At 40.0% G+C, this 24,915-nt stretch carries 19 protein-coding genes, 2 pseudogenes and 1 other annotated feature; of the genes and pseudogenes, 19 read left to right on the forward strand and 2 right to left on the reverse strand.

The genetic code is table 11. The annotated features are described in order from the left end of the window. Positions 1-21: 21 nt before the first annotated feature. The 12 genes from KB197_RS03175 (at position 22) to KB197_RS03230 (ending at position 12,243) form a co-directional block, all read left to right on the forward strand. Entirely contained in the window at positions 22-1,395 is a 1,374-nt protein-coding gene (locus KB197_RS03175) for a UDP-N-acetylmuramoyl-tripeptide--D-alanyl-D-alanine ligase (protein WP_212573441.1), read from the forward strand. Continuing rightward, positions 1,382-1,993, forward strand: coding sequence for an NUDIX hydrolase N-terminal domain-containing protein (locus KB197_RS03180; RefSeq protein ID WP_064275990.1), 612 nt, complete (start codon positions 1,382-1,384; stop codon positions 1,991-1,993). The genes KB197_RS03175 and KB197_RS03180 overlap by 14 nt, the downstream gene beginning before the upstream one ends. Before the next feature lie 90 nt (positions 1,994-2,083). After that, complete coding sequence (locus KB197_RS03185) at positions 2,084-2,788, forward strand: TIGR02206 family membrane protein (protein ID WP_064275988.1); 705 nt, start codon at positions 2,084-2,086, stop codon at positions 2,786-2,788. Positions 2,789-3,001: 213 nt separating this feature from the next. After that, entirely contained in the window at positions 3,002-4,381 is a 1,380-nt protein-coding gene (ftsA, locus tag KB197_RS03190; protein WP_033688313.1) for a cell division protein FtsA, read from the forward strand. 17 nt (positions 4,382-4,398) lie between these two features. Next, positions 4,399-5,655 carry a cell division protein FtsZ gene (gene ftsZ, locus KB197_RS03195; RefSeq protein WP_000144256.1) on the forward strand — a complete coding sequence of 419 codons (1,257 nt, stop codon included), beginning with the start codon at positions 4,399-4,401 and terminating at the stop codon, positions 5,653-5,655. 4 nt (positions 5,656-5,659) lie between these two features. Beyond that, a complete protein-coding gene (locus tag KB197_RS03200) occupies positions 5,660-6,331 on the forward strand; it encodes a YggS family pyridoxal phosphate-dependent enzyme (protein ID WP_064275986.1) in 672 nt (223 codons plus the stop codon). A gap of 9 nt (positions 6,332-6,340) precedes the next feature. Beyond that, the gene (locus KB197_RS03205; RefSeq protein ID WP_064275984.1) at positions 6,341-6,874 is read left to right on the forward strand and encodes a cell division protein SepF; all 534 of its coding nucleotides are present in this window, start codon (positions 6,341-6,343) and stop codon (positions 6,872-6,874) included. Next, positions 6,874-7,137 carry a YggT family protein gene (locus KB197_RS03210; protein ID WP_004257761.1) on the forward strand — a complete coding sequence of 88 codons (264 nt, stop codon included), beginning with the start codon at positions 6,874-6,876 and terminating at the stop codon, positions 7,135-7,137. The genes KB197_RS03205 and KB197_RS03210 overlap by 1 nt, the downstream gene beginning before the upstream one ends. Next, entirely contained in the window at positions 7,134-7,919 is a 786-nt protein-coding gene (locus KB197_RS03215; protein WP_064275981.1) for an RNA-binding protein, read from the forward strand. Before KB197_RS03210 ends, KB197_RS03215 begins: the two co-directional genes overlap by 4 nt. An 8-nt stretch (positions 7,920-7,927) precedes the next feature. Beyond that, complete coding sequence (locus KB197_RS03220; protein WP_064275979.1) at positions 7,928-8,713, forward strand: DivIVA domain-containing protein; 786 nt, start codon at positions 7,928-7,930, stop codon at positions 8,711-8,713. Beyond that, positions 8,714-8,925, forward strand: a binding site (T-box leader). It abuts the gene before it with no gap. 45 nt (positions 8,926-8,970) lie between these two features. After that, the gene (ileS, locus tag KB197_RS03225; RefSeq protein WP_212573440.1) at positions 8,971-11,763 is read left to right on the forward strand and encodes an isoleucine--tRNA ligase; all 2,793 of its coding nucleotides are present in this window, start codon (positions 8,971-8,973) and stop codon (positions 11,761-11,763) included. 111 nt (positions 11,764-11,874) lie between these two features. After that, on the forward strand, positions 11,875-12,243 hold the full coding sequence (locus KB197_RS03230) for a hypothetical protein (protein WP_004263686.1): 369 nt from the start codon (positions 11,875-11,877) through the stop codon (positions 12,241-12,243). A gap of 78 nt (positions 12,244-12,321) precedes the next feature. On the opposite strand, the pseudogene KB197_RS03235 reads toward KB197_RS03230, so the two are convergent. Further along, positions 12,322-12,503: pseudogene (locus KB197_RS03235) on the reverse strand (transposase); the annotation flags it as partial. 533 nt (positions 12,504-13,036) lie between these two features. On the opposite strand from KB197_RS03235, the gene KB197_RS03240 reads away from it, so the two are divergent. Together KB197_RS03240 and KB197_RS03245 are read left to right on the forward strand one after the other, a co-directional pair. After that, positions 13,037-18,499, forward strand: coding sequence for a ZmpA/ZmpB/ZmpC family metallo-endopeptidase (locus KB197_RS03240; protein WP_212573439.1), 5,463 nt, complete (start codon positions 13,037-13,039; stop codon positions 18,497-18,499). A 152-nt stretch (positions 18,500-18,651) separates the two neighbouring features. Further along, positions 18,652-19,344, forward strand: coding sequence for a phosphoglycerate mutase (locus KB197_RS03245; RefSeq protein ID WP_000240129.1), 693 nt, complete (start codon positions 18,652-18,654; stop codon positions 19,342-19,344). A 97-nt stretch (positions 19,345-19,441) separates the two neighbouring features. Here the strand turns inward: KB197_RS03245 and KB197_RS03250 are convergent, their stop codons facing one another. Further along, positions 19,442-19,771: a winged helix-turn-helix transcriptional regulator gene (locus KB197_RS03250; protein WP_004262396.1), complete on the reverse strand. Its 330-nt coding sequence runs from the start codon at positions 19,769-19,771 to the stop codon at positions 19,442-19,444. A 147-nt stretch (positions 19,772-19,918) separates the two neighbouring features. Here KB197_RS03250 and KB197_RS03255 point away from each other — a divergent pair, with 147 nt between their 5' ends. From KB197_RS03255 to rpsO, 5 genes and pseudogenes are all read left to right on the forward strand, one after another. Further along, positions 19,919-20,308, forward strand: a complete 390-nt coding sequence (locus KB197_RS03255) for a nuclear transport factor 2 family protein (protein WP_004262393.1) — start codon at positions 19,919-19,921, stop codon at positions 20,306-20,308. Between the two features lie 39 nt (positions 20,309-20,347). Next, a pseudogene (locus KB197_RS03260) lies at positions 20,348-20,671 on the forward strand (2,3-bisphosphoglycerate-dependent phosphoglycerate mutase); the annotation flags it as partial. A 114-nt stretch (positions 20,672-20,785) separates the two neighbouring features. Next, positions 20,786-21,487 (forward strand): ABC transporter ATP-binding protein, encoded by a 702-nt coding sequence (locus KB197_RS03265; RefSeq protein WP_064276029.1) that lies wholly within the window; start codon positions 20,786-20,788, stop codon positions 21,485-21,487. Beyond that, positions 21,483-24,191 (forward strand): ABC transporter permease, encoded by a 2,709-nt coding sequence (locus KB197_RS03270; RefSeq protein WP_212573475.1) that lies wholly within the window; start codon positions 21,483-21,485, stop codon positions 24,189-24,191. The genes KB197_RS03265 and KB197_RS03270 overlap by 5 nt, the downstream gene beginning before the upstream one ends. Before the next feature lie 144 nt (positions 24,192-24,335). Further along, complete coding sequence (gene rpsO / locus KB197_RS03275) at positions 24,336-24,605, forward strand: 30S ribosomal protein S15 (protein ID WP_001018251.1); 270 nt, start codon at positions 24,336-24,338, stop codon at positions 24,603-24,605. Positions 24,606-24,915 lie beyond the last annotated feature (310 nt).

A 24,915-nucleotide genomic window follows, 5' to 3' on the forward strand; every position in this document is an offset into this window, starting at 1 on the left:
ACCCTTTTTAAAGGAGTAGAAATGAAATTAACAATCTATGAAGTGGCTCAAGTTGTAGGAGCTAAAAATGATATCAGCATCTTTGAGGATGCTCAGTTGGAAAATGCTGAGTTTGATAGTCGTTTGATTGCGGCAGGAGATTTATTTGTCCCTCTCAAAGGTGCGCGTGACGGTCATGACTTTATCGAAATAGCCTTTGAAAATGGTGCAGCAGTAACCTTGTCTGAGAAAGAGGTCGCAAATCATCCCTACATTCTAGTAGATGACGTATTGACTGCCTTTCAATCCCTAGCAGCCTACTATCTTGAAAAAACGACTGTTGATGTCTTTGCTGTCACAGGTTCAAATGGTAAAACAACGACCAAGGATATGTTAGCTCACTTGCTATCAACAACCTACAAGACCTACAAAACACAAGGCAACTATAATAACGAGATTGGTCTTCCCTACACAGTTCTCCATATGCCTGAAGGAACAGAAAAGTTGGTTTTAGAGATGGGGCAGGATCACTTGGGAGATATTCATCTCTTGTCTGAGTTGGCTCATCCAAAAACAGCCATTGTGACCTTGGTTGGAGAGGCTCATTTAGCATTTTTCAAAGACCGTTCGGAAATTGCCAAAGGGAAATTGCAAATTGCAGATGGTATGGCATCGGGTTCTTTGCTTTTGGCACCAGCCGACCCGATTGTAGAGGACTACTTGCCAACCGATAAAAAGGTGGTCCGTTTTGGAGTAGAAGCAGAGCTAGAAATCACAGACTTGATTGAGCGCAAGGACAGTCTGACCTTTAAGGCCAATTTCTTGGAGCAAGCCCTTGATTTGCCAGTGACTGGTAAGTACAATGCCACCAATGCCATGATTGCATCTTATGTTGCCCTACAAGAAGGAGTGTCGGAGGAGCAGATTCGTCAGGCCTTCCAAAATCTTGAATTGACGCGTAACCGTACCGAATGGAAAAAAGCAGCCAATGGAGCAGATATCCTGTCAGATGTTTACAATGCCAATCCGACTGCTATGAAACTAATTTTAGAGACTTTTTCGGCTATTCCAGCCAATGAAGGGAGCAAGAAAATCGCTGTTTTGGCTGACATGAAGGAACTCGGTGACCAGTCTGTTCAACTCCATAACCAGATGATTTTGAGCCTCTCACCAGATGTACTTGATACCGTGATTTTCTACGGAGAAGACATTGCTGAATTGGCCCAACTTGCCAGTCAAATGTTCCCAATTGGCCACGTTTACTACTTCAAGAAAACAGAAGACCAGGACCAATTTGAAGACTTAGTTAAGCAGGTCAAGGAAAGTCTAGGAGCTAATGACCAAATCTTGCTCAAAGGCTCTAACTCTATGAACCTAGCCAAGTTGGTAGAAAGTTTAGAACATGAAGACAAGTGATTTTGTTAAGTATCTGCAAAGAATGATTGCTCTTACAGATACTGGATTAACCTTTACAAAGGATCCGTTTGACCGTGAGCGTTATGAAGACTTGCGAGGTCTGTTAGGAGAAATGTTGAATCAAGCATCAGACCTTGATGCCGAAGAAGTGGCAGAAGTCTTGAATCCAACTTCTGCTTATGCGACTCCGTTAATGGACGTCCGTGCTTGGATTGTTGAGGACGAAAAGATTTGTCTGGTTAGGGGACAAGGAGAGAATGATTGGGCTTTGCCAGGTGGCTTTGGTGAGGTTGGCTATTCTCCAACAGAAAATATTCTCAAGGAGATTGAAGAAGAAACCGGTTTTGAAGCTAACGTTGAAAGACTACTAGCTGTTTTTGATACCAATCGTTTCCAACTACAGAGCAAGCAATATGTAAAGTTTGTTTTTGAATGTAAGCTTCTGGATGGACAATTCCAAGAAAATCAAGAAATTGCTGACCTTCAATTTTTTGCCATTGACCAACTGCCAGCCTTATCTGAAAAACGCATTACCAAAGAGCAAATAGAGATTCTTTGGCAGGTTTATCAAGGTCAGAAGGAGCAATATCTTGACTAAGAAGATGATTATCGTATTTCTAAATTCATTTTTCTTAAGTAGCATGGTATAATAAAATGCAGGAAAATTTTGAAACATGAGGAAGACTAGATGAATTTATGGGATATTTTCTTTACGACCCAAGCAACAGAGCCACCCAAGTTTGATCTTTTTTGGTATGTCAGTATATTTACACTCTTGGCCTTGACCTTTTATACAGCCTATCGTTATCGTGAAAAGAAGGCTTATCAACGATTTTTCCAAATCTTGCAGGCAGTTCAGTTAATCCTTCTTTATGGATGGTACGGGGTTAATCATATGCCATTGTCAGAAAGCTTACCCTTTTACCATTGCCGTATGGCTATGTTTGTAGTACTCTTGCTTCCTGGTCAATCCAAATATCGGCAGTATTTTGCATTACTAGGAACATTTGGGACATTAGCAGCCTTTGTTTATCCAGTGCCAGATCCTTATCCATTCCCGCATATTGCGATTTTATCCTTTATCTTTGGGCACTTAGCTCTCTTGGGAAATTCACTGGTTTATCTCTTGAAACAGTACGACGCAAAAATGCTTGATGTGAAAAGAATTTTTCTTATGACCTTTGCACTAAATGCCTTGATTTTTGTGGTCAATTTAGTAACAGGCGGAGATTACGGATTCTTGACAAAACCACCATTGGTTGGAGACCATGGCTTAGTAGCTAATTATTTAATCGTTTCCCTAGCCTTATCAGCAGCGATTACGTTAACAAAGAAAATCTTGGAACTATTTTTAGAACAAGAAGCAGAAAAAATGATTGCAAAGAAAGCTTAAAATCAAGCTTTCTTTTTTCATAAATCTAATTTTTTATAACTTGTTTGGAAAATACAAAAATATGATGAGCGAATGTAAAAAAATGGTAAGTAAATTTAGGAAAAACTAAGCACGATTGGTTTTTTTGTGTTATAATATTCTGTGAATAGCTATGCCCTGTTTTAGCTATATTGAATAGAAGTTTGAAACTTGGAAGAGAGAGGATGCGATGTAATGGCTAGAGATGGTTTTTTTACAGGCTTAGATATCGGAACCAATTCGATTAAAGTATTGGTTGCCGAGCTTAGAAATGGTGAACTAAATGTAATTGGTGTAAGTAATGCCAAGAGTAAAGGTGTAAAGGATGGGATTATCGTCGATATTGAAGCAGCAGCAACTGCTATCAAGTCAGCTATTTCCCAAGCAGAAGAGAAAGCTGGCATTTCAATCAAATCAGTGAATGTTGGTTTGCCTGGAAATCTTTTGCAAGTAGAACCAACTCAAGGAATGATTCCAGTTACATCTGATACAAAAGAAATTACAGATCAAGATGTCGAAAATGTTGTCAAATCAGCTTTGACAAAGAGTATGACACCAGATCGTGAAGTCATTACGTTTATTCCAGAAGAATTTATCGTAGATGGCTTCCAAGGTATTCGTGACCCGCGTGGCATGATGGGGGTTCGTCTTGAAATGCGTGGTTTGCTTTACACAGGTCCCCGTACTATTCTTCACAATTTACGCAAGACAGTTGAGCGCTCAGGTGTTCAGGTTGAAAATATTATTATTTCACCATTGGCTTTGGTTCGTTCAGTCTTGAATGAAGGAGAGCGTGAATTTGGAGCTACTGTGATTGATATGGGAGCAGGCCAAACAACTGTTGCTACAATCCGTAACCAAGAACTCCAGTTTACAAATATTCTTCAAGAAGGTGGGGATTATGTCACAAAAGATATCTCTAAGGTCTTGAAGACTTCACAAAAACTAGCTGAAGGATTGAAATTGAACTATGGGGAAGCCTACCCTTCACTTGCAAGCAATGAAACCTTCCAAGTTGAAGTAATTGGTGAAGTAGAGCCTGTAGAAGTTACAGAAAGCTACCTAGCAGAGATTATTTCAGCCCGCATTAAACACATTTTTGAACAAATCAAACAAGAGTTGGAAAGAAGACATTTGTTGGATCTTCCAGGTGGGATTGTTCTGATTGGTGGAAATGCTATTTTACCAGGTATTGTAGAACTTGCACAGGAAGTCTTTGGCGTTGGTGTCAAACTTTACGTTCCAAATCAAGTTGGAATCCGTAATCCTGCCTTCGCTCATGTGATTAGCTTGTCTGAATTTGCTGGTCAATTGACTGAGGTGCATTTATTAGCACAACGAGCAGTTAAGGGTGAGGATACTTTGCGTCACCAACCAATTAATTTTGGTGGGATGATTCAACGCGTTACGCAAGTAGCACAACCGACCCCTATTCAACCAGTTCAAAATACTGAGGTAGAGCAATCAGCTTCTACGAACGTAGTTGCTCCGAAAGAAGATAAAGTATCTTCTCAAAATAAACCAAAAATCGCAGATCGTTTCCGTGGCTTAATCGGAAGCATGTTTGATGAATAAAAGAGGAAAAATAAACTATGACATTTTCATTTGATACAGCAGCAGCTCAAGGTGCAGTTATTAAAGTAATCGGTGTTGGTGGAGGTGGCGGAAACGCCATTAACCGCATGGTTGACGAAGGTGTTGCAGGCGTAGAATTTATCGCAGCAAACACAGATGTACAAGCTTTGAGTAGTACGAAAGCTGAGACTGTAATTCAGTTAGGCCCTAAATTGACTCGTGGTTTGGGTGCTGGCGGTCGACCTGAAGTTGGTCAAAAGGCAGCTGAGGAAAGCGAAGAAGCCTTGACTCAAGCTATTACTGGAGCAGATATGGTCTTCATTACTGCAGGTATGGGAGGTGGCTCTGGTACTGGTGCAGCTCCTGTTATTGCCCGCATTGCTAAAGATTTAGGTGCGCTTACAGTTGGTGTTGTGACACGTCCTTTCGGTTTTGAAGGAAGTAAACGTGGACAGTACGCTGTAGAAGGAATCAATCAACTTCGTGAACATGTAGATACTTTATTGATTATTTCAAACAACAACTTGCTTGAAATTGTTGATAAGAAAACTCCGCTTCTTGAAGCTCTTAGCGAAGCAGATAACGTACTTCGCCAAGGTGTTCAAGGGATTACGGACTTGATCACAAACCCTGGTTTGATTAACCTTGACTTTGCCGATGTGAAAACAGTTATGGCAAATAAAGGAAACGCCCTAATGGGTATCGGTATCGGTAGTGGTGAAGAACGTGTGGTAGAAGCAGCTCGTAAGGCAATCTACTCACCACTTCTTGAAACAACTATTGACGGTGCTGAGGATGTCATCGTCAACGTTACTGGTGGTCTCGACTTGACTTTGATTGAGGCAGAAGAAGCATCAGAAATTGTTAACCAAGCAGCTGGCCAAGGAGTGAATATCTGGCTCGGAACATCTATCGATGAAAACATGAAAGATGAAATCCGTGTTACAGTTGTGGCAACTGGTGTTCGCCAAGATCGTGTTGAAAAAGTTGTTGGTCATGCACCAAGACAAGCTGTTCGTCATGAGCAAGCAAGTCCTAGCCATGCACACAATCATAATCGTCACTTTGATATGGCTGAAACTGCAGAAATTCCAAGTCCAGCACCTCGCCGTACAGAAACTTCTCAAACTTCAGCATTTGGTGATTGGGACTTGCGTCGTGAGACAATTGTTCGTCCGACTGATTCAGTTGTATCACCAGTTGAACGTTTCGAAGCACCATCTTTACACGATGAGGATGAATTAGACACTCCTCCATTTTTCAAAAATCGTTAAGTAAATGAATTTGAAAGAAAATACAGAACGTGTTTTTCAACAAATAAAAGATGCAAGTCAGCAGTCAGGAAGAGAAACCAATTCTGTTTCGGTTGTTGCTGTTACAAAATATGTAGACGTACCGACAGCGGAGGCTTTGCTTCCGCTAGGTGTGCATCATATTGGTGAAAATCGTGTGGATAAATTTCTTGAGAAATATGAAGCTTTAAAAGATAGAAATATTACCTGGCATTTGATTGGAACCTTGCAAAGACGCAAGGTCAAAGATATCATTCAGTATGTTGATTATTTCCATGCTTTGGATTCATTAAAGCTAGCAGAGGAAATTCAAAAAAGAAGTGACAGAGTTGTTAAGTGTTTCTTACAAGTAAATATCTCAAGGGAAGAGAGCAAACATGGCTTTTCAAGGGAAGAACTATTAGAGCTCTTGCCAGAATTAGCCACCTTAGATAAAATTGAATATGTCGGCTTGATGACCATGGCTCCTTTTGAAGCTAGTAGTGATGAGTTGAAAGAAATTTTTAAAGCTACGCAGGATTTGCAACTAGAAATTAGAGAAAAACAAATTCCCAATATGCCAATGACGGACTTGAGTATGGGTATGAGTCGTGACTACAAGGAAGCGATTGAATTTGGCTCAACATTTGTCAGAATTGGTACAGCATTTTTTAAATAGGAAAGAAATATGTCTTTAAAAGATAGATTTGATAAATTTATAGATTATTTTACAGAAGATGGAGAAGATGTTAGTACTGCATATCAGCCTAAAGCTGAAGAGCCGATTGTGACTCCAGTCCCTTCTGTTCAAGAGTTGCCTCAACAAGCTGATAGCACGCCATCTAAAGATAAAAACATCACTCGTCTTCATGCACGTCAACAAGAGTTGGCTATGCAAAGTCAACGTTCTACTGATAAGGTGACAATTGATGTTCGTTATCCACGTAAATACGAAGATGCCACAGATATTGTTGATTTATTAGCTGGTAACGAAAGTATTTTGATTGATTTCCAATATATGACAGAAGTTCAAGCACGTCGTTGTTTGGACTATCTGGATGGGGCGCGTCACGTTTTAGCTGGTAACATGAAAAAGGTAGCATCTACTATGTACCTGCTGACACCAGTTGATGTTGTCGTCAATATTGAAGATATCAAAATTCCAGATGAATCACAAAATGGTGAATTTGGCTTTGATATGAAACGTACGAGAGTAAGATAATGATCTTTCTTATTCGTTTTGTTCAAAATGCAGTGGATATCTATTCACTGATTTTAATCGTGTTTGCTCTGATGTCTTGGTTTCCCAATGCTTATGAATCACGTCTTGGACGCTTGATTATTAGTCTAGTGAAACCGATAATAGCTCCCTTGCAACGTTTACCCCTCCAGATTGCAGGTCTTGACTTGTCTGTCTGGATTGCGGTATTACTAGTTCACTTCCTAGGGGAGCAGTTGATTCGACTTTTAGTAATCTTTCTATGAACAAGATGATTTATCAACACTTTTCTAAGAATGATTCGTCTTTTATTGATAAGGGAGTAGAATGGATAAAAAAGGTAGAAGATTCCTATTCTCCTTTTTTAACACACTTTGTAAATCCCCATCAAGAAAAGATTTTAAAGGTGCTAGCATCAACCAACGGCATCTCCTACATGAGCAGTCGGCAGTTTCTTGAAACTGAATATGTACGGGTTCTCCTGTATCCTGATTATTTTGAGCCAGAATTCTCTGATTTTGAACTTTCCTTGCAAGAAATTGTCTATCCTAATAAGTTTGAACGGTTAACACATGCAAAAATATTAGGAACTGTTTTAAACAAGCTAGGAATTGATAGGAAGCTATTTGGTGATATCTTAGTCAACGAAGAGAGAGCACAGATTATCATTAATCGACAGTTTACTCTCCTTTTTCAAGACGGCATTACGAAAATTGCTCGGTTACCGGTTCGTCTAGAAGAACGGGATTTTACTGAGAGAATTGCTACAGTAGAAGATTATCAAGAATTAGATATTTGTATTGCTAGTTCTAGATTAGATGGTTTTCTAGCAGGTGTCTTCAAGCTGTCTAGAAATCAGGCAAGTCAATTAATTGAAAAACAGGGAGTCCAAGTTAATTACCATTTAGTTGAAAAATCAGATTATGCAGTTCAAGTTGGTGATTTGATTAGTGTGAGGAAATTTGGTCGATTGAAACTCGTTAGAGATAATGGGCAAACAAAAAAAGATAAAAAGAAATTAACGGTCCAATTGTTATTAAGTAAGTGAGGAAAAATATGCCAATTACATCGTTAGAAATCAAAGATAAAACCTTTGGTACAAGATTTAGAGGTTTTGATCCAGAAGAAGTTGAAGAATTTCTTGAAATTATTGTTCGTGATTATGAAGATTTAGTTCGAAGCAATCATGATAAAGAGTTGCATATCAAGAGCTTGGAAGAACGTTTGTCTTACTTTGATGAGATGAAAGATTCTTTGAGTCAATCAGTATTGATTGCTCAAGATACGGCAGAGCGTGTGAAACAAGCTGCTCAAGATCGTTCTAATAATATTATCCAACAGGCAGAGCAAGATGCCCAACGTTTGCTTGAAGAAGCAAAATATAAGGCTAATGAGATCTTGCGTCAAGCTACTGATAATGCTAAGAAAGTTGCTGTTGAGACTGAAGAATTGAAGAACAAGAGCCGTGTCTTCCACCAACGTCTCAAATCTACAATTGAGAGTCAGTTAGCAATTGTTGAATCATCAGATTGGGAAGATATTCTGCGCCCAACAGCTACCTATCTTCAGACAAGTGATGAAGCATTTAAAGAAGTTGTTGGTGAAGTTCTTGGTGAGCCAGTATATTCACAGCCAGAAGAAGAACCAATCGATATGACTCGTCAATTTACACCTGAAGAAATGGCTGAGTTACAAGCTCGAATTGAGGCTGGTAATAGAGAATTAGCTGAATTTGAAGCTCAACAAGATCATTATGTGGAAGAACATTTAGAGCCAGTTGAAGTCGAAGGCCCTTCATCGAATGAGGAAGATACAAATAAAGAATCTGTCCTCATCTTATAATGAATAGTGATATCTGAGAACAATATCTTATCCTTATATTTTCAGCGAGCAGGAGATGGTGTGAGTCCTGCATTCCCTAATGATAAGATTATCCTCTCAAAAACTCAAGTCTGAATGGAGTAAGATTTGACGTTCCCCACGTTACGGGATAAGAGGGAGAAAGACTAAATCTTTTTCCGAATAAAGGTGGTACCACGATTTTCGTCCTTTTTGGCAGTCGTGGTTTTTAATTTGTTATTATTTATAAAGGAGATACCATGAAACTCAAAGATACCCTTAACCTTGGGAAAACAGCTTTCCCAATGCGTGCAGGACTTCCTATCAAAGAGCCAGTTTGGCAAAAGGAATGGGAAGATGCAAAACTTTACCAACGTCGTCAAGAATTGAACCAAGGAAAACCTCATTTCACCTTGCATGATGGCCCTCCATACGCGAACGGAAATATCCACGTTGGACACGCTATGAACAAGATTTCAAAAGATATCATTGTTCGTTCAAAATCAATGTCAGGTTTTTACGCACCATTTATCCCAGGTTGGGATACTCATGGTCTGCCAATCGAGCAAGTTTTGGCAAAACAAGGTGTCAAACGTAAAGAAATGGACTTGGTTGAGTACTTGAAACTTTGCCGTGAATACGCTCTTTCTCAAGTAGATAAACAACGTGAAGACTTTAAACGTTTAGGTGTTTCTGGTGACTGGGAAAATCCATATGTGACTTTGACTCCTGACTATGAAGCAGCTCAAATCCGTGTATTTGGTGAGATGGCTAATAAAGGTTATATCTACCGTGGTGCAAAACCAGTTTACTGGTCTTGGTCATCTGAGTCAGCCCTTGCTGAAGCAGAGATTGAATACCATGATTTGGTTTCAACTTCCCTATACTATGCCAATAAGGTAAAAGATGGCAAAGGTGTTCTAGATACAGATACTTATATCGTAGTCTGGACAACAACTCCATTTACCATCACAGCTTCTCGTGGTTTGACTGTTGGTGCAGATATTGATTACGTTTTGGTTCAACCTGATGGTGAAGCTCGTAAGTTTGTGGTTGCTGCAGAATTGTTGACTAGCTTGTCTGAGAAATTTGGCTGGGCTGATGTTCAAGTTTTGGCAACTTACCGTGGTCAAGAATTGAACCACATCGTAACAGAACACCCATGGGATACAGCTGTAGATGAATTGGTTATCCTTGGTGACCACGTTACGACTGACTCTGGTACTGGTATTGTCCATACAGCCCCTGGTTTTGGTGAGGATGACTACAATGTCGGTATTGCTAATGGTCTTGAAGTCGCAGTGACTGTTGACGAACGTGGTATCATGATGAAGAATGCTGGTCCTGAGTTTGAAGGTCAATTCTATGAAAAGGTAGTTCCAACTGTTATCGAGAAACTTGGTAACCTCCTTCTTGCCCAAGAAGAAATCTCTCACTCATACCCATTTGATTGGCGTACTAAGAAACCAATTATCTGGCGTGCAGTACCACAATGGTTTGCCTCAGTTTCTAAATTCCGCCAAGAAATCTTGGACGAAATTGAAAAAGTGAAATTCCATTCAGAATGGGGTAAAGTCCGTCTTTACAATATGATTCGTGACCGTGGCGACTGGGTTATCTCTCGTCAACGTGCTTGGGGTGTTCCACTTCCTATCTTCTACGCTGAAGACGGTACAGCGATTATGACTGCTGAAACGATTGAACACGTGGCTCAACTCTTTGAAGTACATGGTTCAAGCATTTGGTGGGAACGTGATGCTAAGGACCTCTTGCCAGAAGGATTTAGCCACCCAGGCTCACCAAATGGCGAGTTCAAGAAAGAAACAGACATCATGGACGTTTGGTTTGACTCAGGTTCATCATGGAATGGAGTTGTAGTAAACCGTCCTGAGTTGACTTACCCAGCAGACCTTTACCTAGAAGGTTCTGACCAATACCGCGGTTGGTTCAACTCATCACTCATCACATCTGTTGCCAACCATGGCGTAGCACCTTACAAACAAATCTTGTCACAAGGTTTTGCCCTTGACGGTAAAGGTGAGAAGATGTCTAAATCTCTTGGAAATACTATTGCTCCAAGTGATGTTGAAAAGCAATTTGGTGCTGAAATCTTGCGTCTTTGGGTAACAAGTGTAGACTCAAGCAACGACGTGCGTATCTCTATGGATATCTTGAGCCAAGTCTCTGAAACTTACCGTAAGATCCGTAACACTCTTCGTTTCTTGATTGCCAATACTTCTGACTTTAATCCAGCTCAAGATTCAGTAGCTTATGAAGAACTACGTTCAGTTGATAAGTACATGACGATTCGCTTTAACCAGCTTGTTAAGACCATTCGTGATGCTTATGCAAACTTTGAATTCTTGACAATCTATAAGGCCTTGGTGAACTTTATCAACGTTGACCTGTCAGCCTTCTACCTTGATTTTGCCAAAGATGTTGTTTATATCGAAGGTGCAAAATCACTGGAACGCCGTCAAATGCAGACTGTCTTCTATGACATTCTTGTGAAAATCACCAAACTCTTGACACCAATTCTTCCTCATACAGCAGAGGAAATCTGGTCATACCTTGAGTTTGAAACAGAAGACTTCGTTCAATTGTCAGAATTGCCAGAAGCACAAACTTTTGCTAACCAAGAAGAAATCTTGGATACATGGGCTGCCTTCATGGACTTCCGTGGACAAGCTCAAAAAGCCTTGGAAGAAGCGCGTAATGCCAAAGTTATCGGTAAATCACTTGAAGCACACTTGACAGTTTATCCAAACGAAGTGGTGAAAACTCTACTCGAAGCAGTAAACAGTAATGTAGCTCAACTTTTGATCGTGTCTGAATTGACCATCGCAGAAGGACCAGCTCCAGAAGCTGCTGTTAGCTTCGAAGATATGGCCTTCACAGTAGAACGCGCTGCAGGTGATGTATGTGACCGTTGCCGTCGTATCGACCCAACGACAGCAGAACGAAGCTACCACGCAGTCATCTGTGACCACTGTGCAAGCATCGTAGAAGAGAACTTTGCAGATGCAGTCGCAGAAGGATTTGAAGAGAAATAATCGAATTATAGATTAAAAAAGTTTTCTGTGTGTGTATTTTAGTTTGATATAAAAGAAAATATTAAACAAAATTAATGTATAATATTAATTTTTAATGAAAAGGAAATATTGATGAAAAAGAAAACACTTGCTCAATTAGATGGTATCATTGGTTTAGTTACAGGAACTATCCTAACCATTTTGCCAATTATTATAATTATGATTGCCTCTATATTTGATGATGAAGAAGTTGTTGGTGTCATCTTAGGAATTATTTTTATTATTTTTAGTTTAGTAAAAATTGGAATTTTAATTCTAGGTATTCTCTCACTAATATACTATAAAGATGATAATAGAATTTCTATTGCACCCTCAGTCTTATTAATTGTTGGCTCTGCACTTGCATTGGTTCCATTCTTAGGATGGATAGGGGGAATCGTCATTATTGTTGGTGCTTCATTATTTTTAGGAAGCCTCAAAAAATTTAAAGTTGAACTATAAATAGAGTTTTTGTCAAGTAGAGTAAATGGAGAAACTCTAAAATTGGTTTTTTGTCAGCAGTAGTGGATTAAAGAAAAGCTAAGATAGAGAAAGGACAAATTTCGTCCTTTCTTTTTTGATGTTCAGAGCGATAAAAATCGTTTTTTGAAGTTTTCAAAGTTTCGAAAACCAAAGGAATTTCGTTTGATAAGTTTGATGAGATTATTGGTCGCTTCTGATTTGGAGTTAGAATAGGGTAATTGAAGAGCGTTGACGATTTTTCAATGATTTCATGATTGATGAAAGTTACTATTTTAGTTTTAAGAATTGTGGCTATTGTGTATTTCAAGGGCGATGAGCGTGTGACTCCTGCACTGTCTGTATTGTTTATCGTAGGTAGTTCTGTTGGATTAATCCCATTCGTGGACTAGATAGGAGAAATTATGACAATTATTGGCAATTCCTATACTTTGAAATTTTGAAAAAATTTGAAATTGAAGAATCATATCTTTCGAATTGAGATGGGACGAATTGACTATTTGTTAGAAATACTTATTACAGTATGAAGACGGTTAGCCTTATTTTTTTGTTACCAATTGACGGAAAATCTTACAGGATAAATAAGCTATTTCATTCGTAAAATCTAAAGCATTTATTTGAGACAAGGAACTCTTTTTATAGTATAATGATGGTTGTAGATTAAATATATCAAAATATATATAGAAGTATTTTTGTTTCTTGTAAGTTTATCATAGTGAGGAAGCAAAATGCTTCTTCTATTTTGAAAGGGATAAAATAATAGAGAGGATATAGAATGAAAAAGTTTTTTGGAGAGAAGCAGCATCGTTTTTCCTTACGAAAGTTAGCGATTGGTCTTGTGTCTGCTTCAATTTCTAGTTTATTTTTTGTGTCTATTGCTAGCGGTGGGACCGTATTTGCTCAAGAAAATGTATCTGTTCACTACAAATACGTGACGGATACAGAACTGAGTAGTCATGAGAAGGACTTGATTGTAAAGGATTTTCCTAATATTGCTGAAGATAGTGAGAGTACCTATTATCTAGTCTACCGTATGGATGAGAAAGCCCAACTAGGTCAGTTGCCTAATACCGGTGAGCACAATAATCTGGTTACCGTCCTTACTGGTGGAGCCCTCGCTTCGATTGGACTCCTCATTTTTGCTGTTTCGAGAAAGAAAGGCAATAAGAAAGCATTGTTGAAGGTTGTTTTGATAACAGGCGTGGGGAGCGGTTTGGTCTCTTCGGTTCAGGCTATTGAAAATCAGCTTTTGCTACAATACAATCAAGAATATCAATTATCCCAAGGAGATAGTCTGCCTCTGCCAAGAGTCCTGTCAGGTTATACCTATCTAGGCTATATTAAGCAAGACAAGAAAATTAATCAGTTAGAAACTGTTGCTAGAGATCAGAAACTAGACGATACGGTTCACCCTCATTTCCAGTCCAATGAAGGTGGGCAAAATGTAAGAGATGAGCGGAAAAATCCGTCTCCAACAAGCCCTGCTGACAAGCCAATCCCTTCTAAAGATTCACCCAATCAAAAGCCGTCTGGTATTGCTAGTGTGGATCCTCATGACGAAGTCTTGGCTGGTCGTTTAAATAAACCAGAGCTCTTATACAAAGATCAAGAGATTGAAACCAAGCTAGACTTTGCTGAAGTGGTTCAAGAGAATCCCGAACTAGCAGAGGGAACAATTCGTGTCAAACAAGAAGGTCATGTTGGGAAGAAGGTTGAGGTTGTTCGTATTTTTACTGTTGAAAACCAAGAAATTACTCGTGAGATCCTCTCGACCAAGGTAGAAAAATCCTTGCCACGTATAGTAGAGAAAGGGACTAAGAAGGCAGTTGCTCCGAGTGAAGCACCCCAGTCTGCAAGAAAAGGTGAGCCAGAGACCCATGCTTCCTTACCAGAATATAAAGGTGAGCAATCTGGAGCAATAGTCGAACCAGAGCAAGTAGCTCCACAACCAGAGTATAAGGGAACTCAATCTGGTGCCATCGTCGAACCGGAGACTCAGCCTTCCCTTCCAGAATATAAAGGTGAGCAATCTGGAGCAATAGTTGCCCCTGAGACAAATGAAAAACCAGAATATACAGGAATTCAATCTGGTGCCATCGTCGAACCGGAGACTCAGCCTTCCTTGCCAGAATATAAAGGTGAGCAATCGGGAGCTGTTGTAGCCCCTGAGACAAATGAAAAACCAGAATATACTGGCATTCAATCTGGAGCAATAGTCGAACCAGAACAGGTACCATCGAAACCATCTTATACAGGTACCCAATCCGGAGCGATTGTTGAACCCGAACAAATTGCCCCTCTTCCAGAATATACTGGCAATATTGAGCAAGAAAAACCAGAAAATCCGTCTGAAAAACTAAAAGAAAAAGATCCAGAAAAAACACTTGAATTAAGAAATGTTTCTGATCTGGAGTTGTATAGTCAGACCAATGGTACTTACAAACAACATGTTTCTTTAGACAGTGTTCCAAGTAATATAGACACTTACTTTGTTAAGGTAAAATCGTCGTCATTCAAAGATGTCTATCTACCTGTCGCTTCAATAACTGCAGAAATAAAAAATGGACAATCCGTTTATAAAATCATAGCCAAAGCTGAGAAACTCCAGCAAGAGCTAGAAAATAAATATGTCGATAATTTCACCTTCTATCTCGCAAAAAAGGCTACAGAAGAAACAACAACCTTCACTTCCTTTAGCAACCTGGTTAAAGCTATCAACAAGAATCTCTCTGGAACCTATCATTTAGCGGCTAGCTTGAATGCCAACGAAGTGGAGTTGGGACCTGATGACAGATCTTACATCAAAGGCACCTTTACTGGTCAGTTGATTGGTGAAAAAGATGGTAAGCGGTATGCTATTTACAACTTGAAAAAGCCTCTTTTTGAAAGCTTGAGAGGGGCCACAGTAGAAAAGTTGAGCCTAAAAAATGTCTCTATTTCAGGTAAAGATGATATCGGTTCACTGGCAAATGAAGCTACGGATAACACAAAGATTAAGCAAGTTCATGTCGATGGTGTTCTGGCTGGGGAACGTGGTATCGGTGGTTTGTTGGCTAAGGCAGACCAATCAAGCATCACAGAGAGCAGTTTTAAGGGAAGAATTGTTAATACCTACGAAACGACTGCTGCATACAATATTGGTGGTCTGGTCGGTCATTTGACAGGAGGAAGAGCTTCACTGACTAAGTCAAAAGCGACAGTAGCCATTTCATCCAATACGAATAGTTCAGATCAGACTGTTGGTGGGCTAGCAGGTCTAGTAGACCAAGATGCGCATATACAGGATAGCTATGCTGAAGGTGATATCAACAATGTCAAGCACTTTGGTAGAGTTGCGGGTGTGGCTGGATATTTGTGGGATCGAAAGACGAATGAGGAACAGCATGCAGGAAGATTGACCAATGTACTAAGTGATGTCAATGTAACCAACGGGAATGCTATTACCGGTTACCACTATAATGAAATGAAGGTGGCTAATACATTCAGCAACAAAGCTAATAGAGTCTACAATGTCACCTTGGTCAGGGAAGAAGTCGTCAGCAAGGAATCATTTGTGGAAAGAGGAACAATTTTAGATGCTTCTGAAGTGACTAATAAAAAAGCAGAAATCACTCCTCTCACCCCTCCAACAGTGGAGCCCCTTTCAACAAGTGGTAGTAAAGAAAGTGATTTTTCTAAGGTGAAGCATTATCAAGCTCAGCGCGCCTTGGCTTATAAAAATATAGAAAAATTGCTACCTTTCTACAACAAGGCAACCGTCGTCAAATACGGAAACCTGGTCAATGAGAACAGTCTTTTATATAAAAAAGCACTCTTGTCTGCAGTCATGATGAAGGATGACCAAGTCATCACAGATATTGTTTCCAACAAACAGACTGCAAACAAACTCTTGCTCCATTACCAGGATCATTCCTCTGAAACATTCCAGCTCAAGTACCAGACTGATTTTGCTAAGTTAGCAGAATATAGTCTAGGAGATACGGGGCTTCTCTATACGCCAAACCAATTCTTGTATAATCAAGAAACGATTATCCAGCAAGTCTTACCAGAATTGAAGAAGGTAGATTATCACTCAGATGAGATCAGAAACACACTCGGTATCTCACCCAAAGTGAAGCAAACCGAGCTCTATCTAGAAGAGCAGTTTGCTAAAACGAAGGAGCATCTAGAAGACAGTCTGAGAAAACTTTTGTCAGCGGATGCTGGTCTAGTGGAAAACAATCAAGTAATGACAGGTTACATCGTAGATAAAATCAAGCGCAACAAGGAAGCCTTACTTCTTGGTATGAGCTACTTAGAGCGTTGGTATAACTTTAGCTATGGTCAGGTTAATATTAAAGACTTGGTCTTGTATCACCTTAATTTCTTTGGCAAAGGAAATGCATCTCCGATAGATACTTTGATTGAGTTAGGGAAATCAGGATTTAATAATCTGCTTGCTAAGAACAACGTTGATACTTATGGTATCAGTCTTGCCAGTCATCATGGAACGACAGATTTGTTTAGCACGCTAGAAAATTACCGAAAAGTCTTTTTACCAAACACTAGCAACAATGACTGGTTTAAAAAACAGACCAAAGCTTTCATCGTCGAAGAAAAATCCACTATTGCAGAGGTCAAAGCCAAGCAAGAGCAAGCAGGGACTAAGTACTCTATCGGTGTTTATGACCGAATTACTAGTAGTACTTGGAAATACCGCAATATGGTCTTGCCTCTCCTTACCTTGCCAGAAAGATCTGTATTTGTCATCTCAACCTTGTCTAGCCTAGGATTTGGAGCTTACGATCGCTACCGCAACAGCGACTATAAGGCTGGAGATGAACTCAATAAGTTTGTTGAAGAGAATGCGCGTGAAACAGCCAAGCGTCAGCGAGATCACTATGATTATTGGTATCGTATTTTGGATAAACAGTCACGTGAAAAACTCTATCGTACGATCCTGCTTTATGATGCCTATAAATTTGGTGATGATCATACTGAAGGAAAGGCTTCAACAATCGCAGACTTTGAGAATTCAAATCCTGCAATGCAACATTTCTTTGGACCAGTTGGTAACAAGGTAGTTCATAATCATCACGGTGCATACGCAACAGGAGATGGTGTCTACTATATGTCTTACCGTATGTTGGATAAGGATGGCGCTATAACGTATACCCATGAAATGACCCATGATTCCGATCAGGATATCTATCTTGGTGGTTATGGTCGAAGAAGTGGTCTTGGTCCTGAGTTCTTTGCTAAAGGTTTATTACAAGCTCCAGATCATCCAAATGATGCGACCATTACCATTAACTCAATCTTGAAACATTCAAAATCAGATAGCTTAGAAGGATCCCGTCTACAAGTCTTAGATCCGACGGAACGATTCAAAGATGCATCCGATCTCCAGAAATACGCTCATAATATGTTTGACCTCATCTATCTGTTGGAATATCTTGAAGGGCAATCTATTGTTAAGAAACTGAATATTTCCCAGAAAATGGAAGCTCTCAGAAAAATCGAGAACCACTATCTAACAGATCCTGCTGATGGAAATAATGTTTATGCTACTAATGTTGTGAAAAATTTGACTGAAGATGAAGCTAAAAAATTGACCAGCTTTGATAGTTTGATTGACAATAATATTCTTTCGGCTCGTGAGTATCAAGCTGGCACATATGAGAGAAATGGCTATTTTACGATTAAACTCTTTGCACCAATCTTTTCAGCATTGAGCAGTGAGAAAGGAACTCCTGGAGATCTTATGGGGCGCCGGATAGCTTATGAACTCTTAGCTGCTAAAGGATTTAAAGATGGTATGGTCCCATATATTTCCAACCAATATGAAGAAATTGCTAAACAAAATGGTCAGACAATCAACCTCTACGGTAAAAAGCAAGGATTAGTGACAGATAAGCTTGTTTTAGAAAAGCTATTTGGTAATCAGTATTCATCTTGGGCAGCCTTCAAAAAAGCTATGTATCAAGAGCGCGTTGCTCAGTTTGATCATTTGAATAAAGTTACTTTTAAAGATCCGACGCAATCATGGATGAGCAATGCTACCAAAACCATTCAAAGAGTAAAAGAATTGCAAGAACTCATGGACCAAGCTGTTCTCAAGGATGCAGAAGGTACGCGTTGGAGTGACTATAACCCAGAAACTGACAGTGCTGTCCATAAACTTAAGAGAGCAGTCTTTAAAGCCTACCTAGACCAAACAAATGATTTTAGAACCTCTATTTTTGCAAATAAACAGTAATGAATTATAGAAGTTCCTAATCAGGATGAGAGGACTTTACTTCCTGACTGTCAGAACTTGTCGATTTTAACTAGCTTTTTTGTGAAAAATTGTGTAAAATAGAATAGATAAACGAGGGGAAACCTCGGAAAATTTAAAGGAGAATCCATCTAATGGTAAAATTGGTTTTTGCTCGCCACGGTGAGTCTGAATGGAACAAAGCTAACCTTTTCACTGGTTGGGCTGATGTTGATTTGTCTGAAAAAGGTACACAACAAGCGATTGACGCTGGTAAATTGATCAAAGAAGCTGGTATCGAATTTGACCAAGCTTACACTTCAGTATTGAAACGTGCTATCAAAACAACTAACTTGGCTCTTGAAGCTTCTGACCAATTGTGGGTTCCAGTTGAAAAATCATGGCGTTTGAACGAACGTCACTACGGTGGTTTGACTGGTAAAAACAAAGCTGAAGCTGCTGAACAATTTGGTGATGAGCAAGTTCACATCTGGCGTCGTTCATACGATGTATTGCCTCCAAACATGGACCGTGATGATGAGCACTCAGCTCACACAGACCGTCGTTACGCTTCACTTGACGACTCAGTTATTCCAGATGCTGAAAACTTGAAAGTGACTTTGGAACGTGCCCTTCCATTCTGGGAAGACAAAATCGCTCCAGCTCTTAAAGATGGTAAAAACGTATTCGTAGGAGCTCACGGTAACTCAATCCGTGCCCTTGTAAAACACATCAAAGGTTTGTCAGATGACGAAATCATGGACGTGGAAATCCCTAACTTCCCACCATTGGTATTCGAATTCGACGAAAAATTGAACGTAGTTTCTGAATACTACCTTGGAAAATAATTATAAATGATAAAAGGCAGGATTTATTCCGCCTTTTTTTTGTGAAGTGTCTCTCTATTTGTCTCACTTTATAAGGTGAGACGAATAGAGGAGATAATCAGTTTAGAATTTCGATATACTCCAGTCCCCAGCTTTCAATGGCATCTAGGACATCTTGAAATTTTCTCCCCATTTCAGTTAGACTGTATTCGACCCGTGGAGGAACTTCAGCATAGACCTTACGCTCCACGATTTTATCCTTTTCGAGCTGTCTGAGGTGTCGTGTTAGAATGGTTTGGGTAATGCCAGGAATCAGCCGTTGTAGTTCATTAAACCGCTTAGTTCCCGTACTGAGTTGATAGATGATGACTAGAGCCCACTTACCTGTTAGTACACGCTGTGTTGTGGCAAAAGGGCAAATTCCAAATTCACTGACTTTAGTTACCATTATTCCTCCAAATTTTTTTAAAAAATATTCTCTTATTTGTCAATAATAGTATCTTATTTGATACTAAATAATAATAAAGTGCCTACTTGTTTTTTTGTTAGTAGATGATAAAATTATATCATAAATAAAAGAAACGAGGAGTAACTCATGTCAGTAAATTTAGAAATTTTTAACGCGTATAACAATGGTCTTATAACAGGTAATTTTCCAGCTGTTTTTGAGACTATGGCAGATGATATCATCTGGCACCAGCCAGGTCAGAATAGTACTTCTGGTACAGTGGTTGGAAAAGAAGCTCTTGGAGTCCACTTAGCTCAATTTTCAGAAAAAACAAACGGTACCTTTAAAGTATTGACTAACTGGGTATCTGATAATACTGACCTTGTAGCAGCCAGTGTGACCTTTGTCGGAACTCGCCCAGATGGTGAGGAACTCAACATGAACGGTATTGATCTTTTCCGCATAGAAGATGGAAAAATCAAGGAAGTTTGGCTCTTTTCATCAGATCAAGCAGTAGAAGATGCTTTCTGGGGTTAGACAGTAAATTAATCTAGAATCTGAAATGAAATTTGATGTATGGAGCGTGATGATGAGCACTCAGCTTACACAGACCGTCGTTACGCTTCACTTGACGATTCAGTTATTCCAGATGCTGAAAACTTGAAAGTGACTTTGGAACGTGCCCTTCCATTCTGGGAAGATAAAATCGCTCCAGCTCTTAAAGATGGTAAAAACGTATTCGTAGGAGCTCACGGTAACTCAATCCGTGCCCTTGTAAAACACATCAAAGGTTTGTCAGATGACGAAATCATGGACGTGGAAATCCCTAACTTCTCACCATTGGTATTCGAATTCGACGAAAAATTGAACGTAGTTTCTGAATACTACCTTGGAAAATAATGTGTAAAAAGAAAGCCTAGGAATACCTAGGCTTTTCTTTTTATTCTAGTATCCAACTCTTCGAAAAAGCGTTATAATGATATTAAGAAGTAGTTAAAGAAAGTGAGGTTGATGATGGCTTATATTGAGATGAAACACTGTTACAAGCGTTATCAGGTTGGGGATACGGAGATTGTGGCTAATCGCGATGTGAATTTTGAGATTGAAAAGGGTGAATTGGTTATCATTCTAGGTGCATCTGGTGCTGGAAAATCAACCGTTCTCAATCTCCTAGGAGGTATGGATACCAATGATGAGGGGGAGATTTGGATCGATGGTGCCAATATTGCCAACTATAGTTCGCACCAACGAACAAACTATCGTCGTGAAGATGTAGGTTTTGTTTTTCAATTTTACAATCTGGTATCCAATCTGACAGCCAAGGAAAATGTGGAGTTGGCCTCAGAAATCGTGACAGATGCCTTGGATCCAGAGCAAGTGCTCAAAGACGTAGGTCTGACTCATAGGCTCAATAACTTTCCAGCCCAGCTTTCTGGAGGGGAGCAACAGCGAGTCTCCATTGCACGCGCGGTAGCTAAAAATCCTAAAATTCTCCTTTGTGATGAACCGACAGGCGCCTTGGATTATCAGACGGGCAAGCAAGTCTTGAAGATTCTCCAAGACATGTCTCGTCAAAAGGGAGCGACGGTGATCGTCGTGACTCACAATGGAGCTTTGACGCCCATTGCTGATCGCGTGATTCATATGCGTGATGCCACTGTTATGAGAGTAACAATCAATGAGAATCCACAGGCTATCGATACATTGGAGTATTAGCATGAAAAAAACATACCGAAAAGACTTGCTCCAGTCGGTGACTGCTTCCAAGGGACGCTTTTTATCCATCTTGACCTTGATGATGCTGGGGTCTTTAGCCCTAGTAGGTCTCAAAGTGACTAGCCCCAATATGGAACGTACGGCTGAGGATTATCTTCGTAAAGCAAATACCTTGGATCTGGCAGTGATAGCTGATTATGGCTTGGATAAAGAGGATCGAGACGAACTAAAGACCCTTCAAGGAGCAAGTGTTGAGTTTGGCTATATGGCAGACCTAACCGTTGAAAATAGTGAAGAAGCGGTTCGACTGTATTCTAAGCCAGAGGGAATTTCAACTTTTCAAGTGACAGAAGGGCGACTGCCAGAAGCTGATGAGGAAATTTCCTTGGCAGATTTCTGGAAAGACCGCTATCAGATTGGGCAGACTATCACCTTTAGCAAGAAAGAAGAAGGGAAGACCGTCATAAAATCCCAATCTTTCACCATTACTGGATTTGTTCAGTCGGGTGAGATACTTTCTCAAGAAGACTTGGGAGGGGCTAGTAGTGGAAATGGAAGCTTGGCTGGCTATGGAGTGATTGTAGTCAGTCAGTTTGATACAGAAGTGTATAGTATTGCGCGTGTGCGCTATGATGATTTAAAAAATTTGGATGCTTTTTCATCAGACTATAGAAGCAAACGAGATCAACACCAGGAAGACTTACAAAGCTTGCTTGCCGATAATGGTCAAAAAAGATTGGCAAGTATCAAAGTAAATGGGCAAAAGAGCTTGGAAGATGGAAAAGAGCAACTCCAAACAGCTGAAAGTAACCTTCAAAAAGGCAAGAGTCAGTTAGAACAGGCTGAAGGTCGATTGAAAACTCAAGAAGAACAAGTGACCGCTTTGCCTGAGCCTCAAAAGAGTCAAGTCAAGGAGCAATTGACAAAAGCTAAGGAAGAATTGGCTACAGAAAAAGAAAAAATGGCTCAGACAGAGAGTAATCTAGCCAAGGAAAAAGAGAAGCTTGAACAACACCAGAAAGAGCTTGATGAACTGGCAGAGCCTACTTACCATGTATACAACCGCCAAACCATGCCAGGTGGTCAAGGATATCTCATGTACAGTAACGCTTCAGCAAGTATTCGTTCTGTCGGGAATATCTTTCCAGTGGTGCTTTTTATGGTTGCTGCAATGGTAACCTTTACAACTATGACTCGCTTTGTGGATGAAGAGCGTACCAATGCTGGTATTTTCAAGGCTCTAGGTTACCAGAATAAAGATATTGTTGCCAAGTTTGTCCTCTATGGTTTTCTTGCAGGAACTGTAGGAACTGTTTTAGGAACGTTTCTAGGACATTATCTCCTTGCAGGCGTGATTTCGGATGTTATAACAGCTGGAATGGTCGTTGGGAAAAGTCAGGAGTATTTCTACTGGTCTTATAGCCTTCTGGCCCTGGCCTTAAGTTGGGTATCCAGTGTCTTGCCAGCTTATCTAGTGGCACGGAGGGAATTGCACGATGAAGCAGCCCAACTTTTGCTGCCCAAACCTCCCGTTAAAGGATCAAAGATTTTGCTGGAACGCCTGAGTTTTATTTGGAGTCGTTTGAGCTTCACTCATAAGGTTACGGCGCGAAATATTTTCCGTTATAAGCAACGGATGTTGATGACCATTTTTGGAGTTGCGGGTTCGGTTGCTCTCCTATTTGCAGGTCTTGGCATTCAGTCTTCTGTGGGAGGAGTTGTCGATCGTCAATTTGAACAAATCCAGCAATACCAGATGATTGTAGCGGAAAAGAGCAGTGTAGCGGAGAAAGAAAAAGTAGACCTAGAAAGTGCCTTACAAGCTGAGCCTATCCATGCTTACCAAAAAATCTACTCTAAATCCATTGAAAAAGATTTCAAAGGAAAAACAGGACTTCAGACTATCACCATAATGGTTACAAGCCGAGAAAATTTCAAACCCTTTATCGCATTAGAGGAAAATGGCCAAGAGGTGCAGATCAAAGATGGAGCCGTCGTGAGTCAAAAACTAGCTCAACTAGCAGGTGTTACGGTTGGAGATAAGCTGGAGCTTGATGGAAAAGAAATCAGGGTCGCGGCTATTTCTGAAAACTATGTTGGACACTTTGTTTATCTCAACCGAGAAACTTATGAACAAGTCTATGGTACCAGTACACAAGACAATACCTACCTAGTAAAATTAAAAGAGCCAACACCATCCAATACGGAGAAAGAAGCTGCGGCCTTTATGAAAAAAACTGCTGTTTCTGGGGTGGTCCAAAATGCAACAGCTATCCACCTCTTTGAATCTGTAGCCAATTCTCTCAATAAAACCATGGCAATCCTTATCCTTGTTTCCGTCTTGCTAGCCATTGTCATTCTTTACAATCTCACCAATATTAATGTGGCAGAACGTATCCGTGAACTTTCGACCATCAAGGTTCTCGGTTTCCATAATAAAGAAGTGACCCTCTATATCTACCGCGAAACCATGGTGCTGTCCTTTGTGGGGATTGTTCTCGGTTTGGTAGCCGGCTACTATTTACATCAATTTTTGATTCAAATGATCTCACCTGCCACCATACTTTTTTATCCACGGGTCAGCTGGGAAGTCTATGCTCTTCCAATCGTCGCAGTGACTGTGATCTTAGCCTTACTGGGTCTCTTTGTCAATCACTACTTGAGAAAGGTGGATATGCTTGAAGCCCTGAAATCAGTAGAGTAGGTCAAGTTTTTAAAAAGTAAATCAGTTGACAAAGTCCCTGCTTCTTGGTAGAATAAGAACTGTCGTAAAGACAAATAACTTCTTCTTGGTTACAGGCATGCCAACCTGTCACTCGGATGAAGCCAAATAAAAAGGAGAAACATCATGGCAATCTCAAAAGAGAAAAAAAATGAAATCATCGCACAATATGCACGTCACGAAGGTGATACAGGTTCAGTAGAGGTTCAAGTTGCTGTCCTTACTTGGGAAATCAACCACCTTAACGAACACATCAAACAACACAAAAAAGACCACGCTACTTACCGTGGATTGATGAAGAAAATCGGTCGCCGTCGTAACTTGCTTGCATACTTGCGTAAAAACGACGTTAACCGTTACCGTGAGTTGATCAACTCTCTAGGACTTCGTCGCTAATCATGATGCTAAGGGCGTAAGAAATCCGTATGAAAATAGGGAAACGACACCGTGTTCGATGAACACAAGGAGTTTCATCTTTTTCACTAGGATTTTAGCCCGGGCTCAAATCAGCTCTCTGACTTCAGAGGGCTTTTTGTTTTTATCTGCTTGCTTAGGCCGTGTTTAATTAACAAGATACAAAGGCCGTCAAAAGCACAAAGCAAAAATAGGAAAATTGACGAAGAAACTTCAGTTTCTAGGAAATTTTATCTTTTTTGCCAAGTGCTTAGGCCGTGTTCAATTGAGCATATCTTGATAATGAAGCTAC

It is taken from the genome of Streptococcus sp. 11-4097 (genome assembly GCF_018215285.2).
In the GTDB taxonomy this organism is placed as follows: domain Bacteria; phylum Bacillota; class Bacilli; order Lactobacillales; family Streptococcaceae; genus Streptococcus.